At 36.4% G+C, this 4,535-nt stretch carries 5 protein-coding genes; 2 read left to right on the forward strand and 3 right to left on the reverse strand.

The window, feature by feature from the left end; all coding sequences use genetic code 11:
• Positions 1-572 (forward strand): T9SS type A sorting domain-containing protein (locus ACIQ6Z_RS09175; RefSeq protein WP_396210584.1); only part of this gene is annotated, 572 nt, incomplete at its 5' end.
• Positions 573-620: 48 nt separating this feature from the next.
• Here the strand turns inward: ACIQ6Z_RS09175 and ACIQ6Z_RS09180 are convergent.
• Both ACIQ6Z_RS09180 and ACIQ6Z_RS09185 read right to left on the reverse strand, forming a co-directional pair.
• On the reverse strand, positions 621-1,562 hold the full coding sequence (locus ACIQ6Z_RS09180; RefSeq protein WP_396210585.1) for a DUF3078 domain-containing protein: 942 nt from the start codon (positions 1,560-1,562) through the stop codon (positions 621-623).
• Positions 1,555-3,330 (reverse strand): 1-deoxy-D-xylulose-5-phosphate synthase, encoded by a 1,776-nt coding sequence (locus tag ACIQ6Z_RS09185; protein WP_396210586.1) that lies wholly within the window; start codon positions 3,328-3,330, stop codon positions 1,555-1,557. Before ACIQ6Z_RS09185 ends, ACIQ6Z_RS09180 begins: the two co-directional genes overlap by 8 nt.
• A 42-nt stretch (positions 3,331-3,372) precedes the next feature.
• Between ACIQ6Z_RS09185 and ACIQ6Z_RS09190 the strand changes: the two genes are divergently transcribed.
• Positions 3,373-3,813 carry a nucleoside deaminase gene (locus ACIQ6Z_RS09190; protein WP_396210587.1) on the forward strand — a complete coding sequence of 147 codons (441 nt, stop codon included), beginning with the start codon at positions 3,373-3,375 and terminating at the stop codon, positions 3,811-3,813.
• Positions 3,814-4,046: 233 nt separating this feature from the next.
• Here the strand turns inward: ACIQ6Z_RS09190 and ACIQ6Z_RS09195 are convergent.
• Positions 4,047-4,535 (reverse strand): ribonuclease E/G (locus ACIQ6Z_RS09195; protein ID WP_396210588.1); only part of this gene is annotated, 489 nt, incomplete at its 5' end.

Here is a 4,535-nt window from a genome sequence, read left to right on the forward strand (position 1 = left end):
ATAATGTGGTGAGCATTTGGTATACTGCTAATGGAGGAATTACATGGGTTTCTAAAGAAGGAAACTTACCCGATTTACCCGTTAAATGTATTCTTAAAAACCCATTAAATGCCAACGAAGTTATTGTAGGAACCGAATTAGGGGTTTGGTATACCAATAACTTTAATACAACTACACCAACATGGAATCAATCCTATAATGGAATGAGTAATGTTAAAGTATTGGATTTAGATCTTAGAAACGACAATAGAGTTTATGCGGCTACCTATGGGCGTGGGGTATTTTCTGGAACATTTTCGGCAACTTCACTTTCAGAAAACGACACGGTATTCAATAAAGGAGTAAAGGTGTATCCAAACCCTTCGAATGGACTTTTTAATATTGCTATTGAAAACTTTTCAGGGGATATGACGTTAGCTATTTATGACATCAATGGTAGAATTGTTTTTTCAAAAACAGGAGATTATTTAACGAACAACACTGTAAATCTTTCCGGATTGCAAAAGGGAATTTATATACTGAATCTTAAAGGAGCTAATCTTTCTTATTCGGAAAAAATTATTCTTCAATAATTGCTATACTAGAATAAAAAAGGCGCTGAGATATCAGCGCCTTTTTTATTAAAATATATATTCAATGCCCACGCCTAAAATTTGTTTCAACTGAACGCGAGGACCTTTTATTACCTGAGCACCACCTCTTTCTTCTTTAAATTTAATGTCGTCATCGTAAATTACATGGGTGCCAATATTTGCTTTTACATATTGATTGACAACCATGGCCAATTGCATTTGCCAATCAATATCTATATTGCCAAATTTATTGATATAATCGGTATAAAGACTCAAGCGGTTTTCCAAATTAATATTGGTCCAAACCTCTTTTTTCCATTGGTTTGAAATTAATATTCCTACCTCTGTTCGCGTATTTTCTCCTTTTTGAATTAAAGCGCCATTACTGTCATAAATTGCTTTGTTTACTCCAAATGCTCCTTGATTGGCTAATCTTTGATCAAAAACAAGTGTTGTTTTGTTGGTTAAAGGGGAGAGATATAAATTTAAGTTCAAGTCTTTTCTAGAGTATTCGGCACCAATTCCTACAAAAACATATGCTGGTGCAAAAGGTTTTGAAATGGCTAAATCGGTATTGGGATAGGCATATCCATTGGCAAATTGCGTATTAAAATTAAATTTACCCGCATAATACCAGTTGGAAATCGTATCGGTTCGGTAGCCAAAAGTAGAATTTATTTGAAGTTGATCATCTGTTTTTCTCATTTCTTGGCCTTCTTGTTTGTTAATACCATAGCGACCAATTAATTCGTTTTTCCAATGAAAATTACCCTTAACATAGGATCTAATGAAATTACCTTTTAACAGCCCTGAAACCGAATTGTTTCCACCAGCATTCCAATTGACAAAAGAAATTTGGGAAATATCAAGCCCCACTTTATTCACTTTTATCCATTGAGACGTACTGTCTTTGACTTCGGTTTTAATAACTTGTGCCCAATTGTTTTGTAAAGTAAAAAACAACAAAATGATAGAAATTTTTTTAATCATGCGAGAGGGTATTAAATAATTCTAGTAAACTTAAAACGTCAATGTTGCAAAATTGTTGTTGCTCCAAAACCGTTCCTTGTTCAATAAATGTATCCGGAATACCTAAGTTAATAATGGATATCTTTTTATTTTGAAGCGCTACGATCGAATTAATTTGTGCTCCAAAACCGCCTTTAATTACGCCGTCTTCAAGGGTAATCATGACTTCGTGTGTATTGATAATTTGATCAATACATGCGCTGTCTAACGGCTTAATGAAAGGAAAATGATAATGAGAAAAAAGGGATTTATTTTCTAGTTGGGCAAAAGCTTTAGTCACATTTGTTCCAATAGTCCCTGTCGATACTACCGCTACTTTACTTCCTTTTTGAAGCATTTTGGATTTTCCAATACTGATTTTTTCAAAAGGTTGTTGCCAATTGGTATTTTCTCCTCTTCCTCGTGGATAGCGAATAGCGATTGGGTGTTCTAGCCCTTCTGAAGCGGTAAACATCAGGTTGCGCAACTCAATTTCGTCTAAAGGGGCTGCTAAAATCATATTGGGTATGCAATTCAGATAAGCAATATCAAACACACCATGGTGGGTGGCGCCATCTTCGCCAACAAATCCCGAACGGTCCAAACAAAAAATTACGGGTAAATTTTGCAAGGCTACATCGTGTATCAATTGGTCATAGGCACGTTGTAAAAAGGTAGAATAAATGTTGCAAAAAACAACCATCCCTTGTGTAGCCATTCCTGCCGATAGTGTAACTGCATGTTGTTCGGCAATTCCTACGTCAAAGGCACGTTTTGGAAAGGCTTCCATCATATATTTCATCGAACTTCCAGAAGGCATAGCCGGAGTAATTCCGATGATTTTTTCATTTTGTTGGGCCAATTCAACCAAGGTGTATCCAAAGACATCTTGAAATTTTGGTGGCAAATGCGATTCTTCTTTGGGATGAATTTTACCGGTTGCAGCGTCAAATTTACCAGGCGCATGATATTTTACTTGGTCTTCTTCGGCCAATTGTAATCCTTTGCCTTTTGTGGTAATTACATGTAAAAATTTTGGACCTTTTACATTTTTTAATCGGTTCAATTCTGAAACTAATTTTGGCAAGTCATGGCCGTCAATTGGACCTGAATAGTCAAAATTTAAAGATTTTATGATGTTGTTTTGTTTTGGATTTTTCCCTTCTTTTACGGCGGTCAAATAATTTTTTAAAGCGCCAATGCTTGGATCAATTCCAATAGCATTGTCGTTCAATACCACTAATAAATTGGCATCGGTAACACCCGCATGATTTAAGCCTTCAAAGGCCATGCCGCTTGCAATAGAAGCATCGCCAATTACTGCAATGTGTTGCTTGTCTGTGTCACCTTTTAATTGCGAGGCTAAGGCCATTCCTAAAGCTGCTGAAATAGAGGTAGAAGAATGCCCCACGCCAAAGGCATCATAAATACTTTCACTTCGTTTTGGAAATCCCGAAATTCCGTTCAATGCTCTATTGGTGTAAAAAACAGTTCTCCTTTCAGTTAGGATTTTATGTCCATAAGCTTGATGGCCCACATCCCAAACCAATAAGTCTTCGGGGGTATTGAAAACATAATGCAACGCAATGGTTAATTCGACAACCCCCAAACTGGCTCCCAAGTGCCCTTCCTTCTTGGAAACGATATCAATGATGAAGTCTCTCACTTCTTTGGCCAATTGAGGCAATTGATTTTCAGGGAGTTTCCTTACATCGGTAGGATTGTGAATTTTTGAAAGCAAATTTTCCATAGCACTACAAAAGTAAGAATTGGTTGTCGTATTTTTGCACTTATGGAACAAATTTTTACCGACGAATATTTTATGAGGAAAGCCTTACAAGAAGCTGAAGTTGCTTTTGAAAAAGGCGAAATTCCTGTAGGAGCTGTTGTGGTGATTGACAACAAAGTGATTGCACGCACACACAATCTAACCGAGTTGTTGCACGATGTTACGGCCCATGCCGAAATGCAAGCGATAACCAGTGCGGCTAATTTTTTAGGCGGTAAGTATTTAAAAGATTGTACTTTATATGTTACTTTAGAGCCTTGTCAAATGTGTGCCGGTGCTTTGTATTGGTCACAAATTTCAAAAATTGTTTTTGGTGCTTCCGATGAAAATCGCGGATTTCAAAAAATGGGAACGCAATTGCATCCCAAAACGCAAGTGGTTTCAGGAGTTTTGGAACAAGAGTGTGGCGATTTGATGAAGGTTTTTTTTAAAGACAAAAGATAATTTTTAAAAACAAAAACCGCCAATCTTTTGAAAGGCGGTTTTTTATTACAGGATACATCCCGGTATTATTTTACTATAATTTCAGTTCCTTCATTGTCAAGGAAGTGATATTCTAGATACGTGTAAGCGTCACGAGATTTGATAATAAGAGGAGGAAGTCCAGTGGACTTCAGGTATAAAAAAACCGCCAATCTTTTGAAAGGCGGTTTTTTATTACAGGATACATCCCGGTATTATTTTACTATAATTTCAGTTCCTTCATTGTCAAGGAAGTGATATTCTAGATACGTGTAAGCGTCACGAGGTATAATTTTCACCCATTTCTTATGTTCAAAAAACCATTTTGAACGTAAGGATGGAAAACCTTTTGTAAGGTATGCTGCCACAAATGGATGCACGTTAAGTACTACTTTTTTGTGGTCTTTGATAATGCGTTCAAGGTCAGCCGATATTTTATCAATAATTAAAATTGGAGCTTCAATTTCCCCATGTTCATTGTTGGGGTCTTCTTCTCTGGTTTTAATATTTACTTCGGGTCTAACTCTTTGTCTAGTGATTTGAATTAATCCAAATTTACTAGGAGGCAAGATTTTATGCTTGGCCTTATCGTCACTCATTTCTTCTTTCAAGAAATCATATAAAACTCTGCGGTTATCTGGATTTTGCATATCGATAAAATCCACCACAATAATTCCGCCCATGTCTCTAAGACGCAATTGACG

It is taken from the genome of Flavobacterium sp., assembly GCF_044376915.1.
Lineage (GTDB): Bacteria > Bacteroidota > Bacteroidia > Flavobacteriales > Flavobacteriaceae > Flavobacterium.

Excerpts from the sequence above, each read along its gene's own strand:
- ACIQ6Z_RS09180 (WP_396210585.1), bottom strand. The coding sequence starts at position 1,562 with ATGATTAAAAAAATTTCTATCATTTTGTTGTTTTTTACTTTACAAAAC.
- ACIQ6Z_RS09190 (WP_396210587.1), top strand. The coding sequence starts at position 3,373 with ATGGAACAAATTTTTACCGACGAATATTTTATGAGGAAAGCCTTACAA.
- ACIQ6Z_RS09185 (WP_396210586.1), bottom strand. The coding sequence starts at position 3,330 with ATGGAAAATTTGCTTTCAAAAATTCACAATCCTACCGATGTAAGGAAA.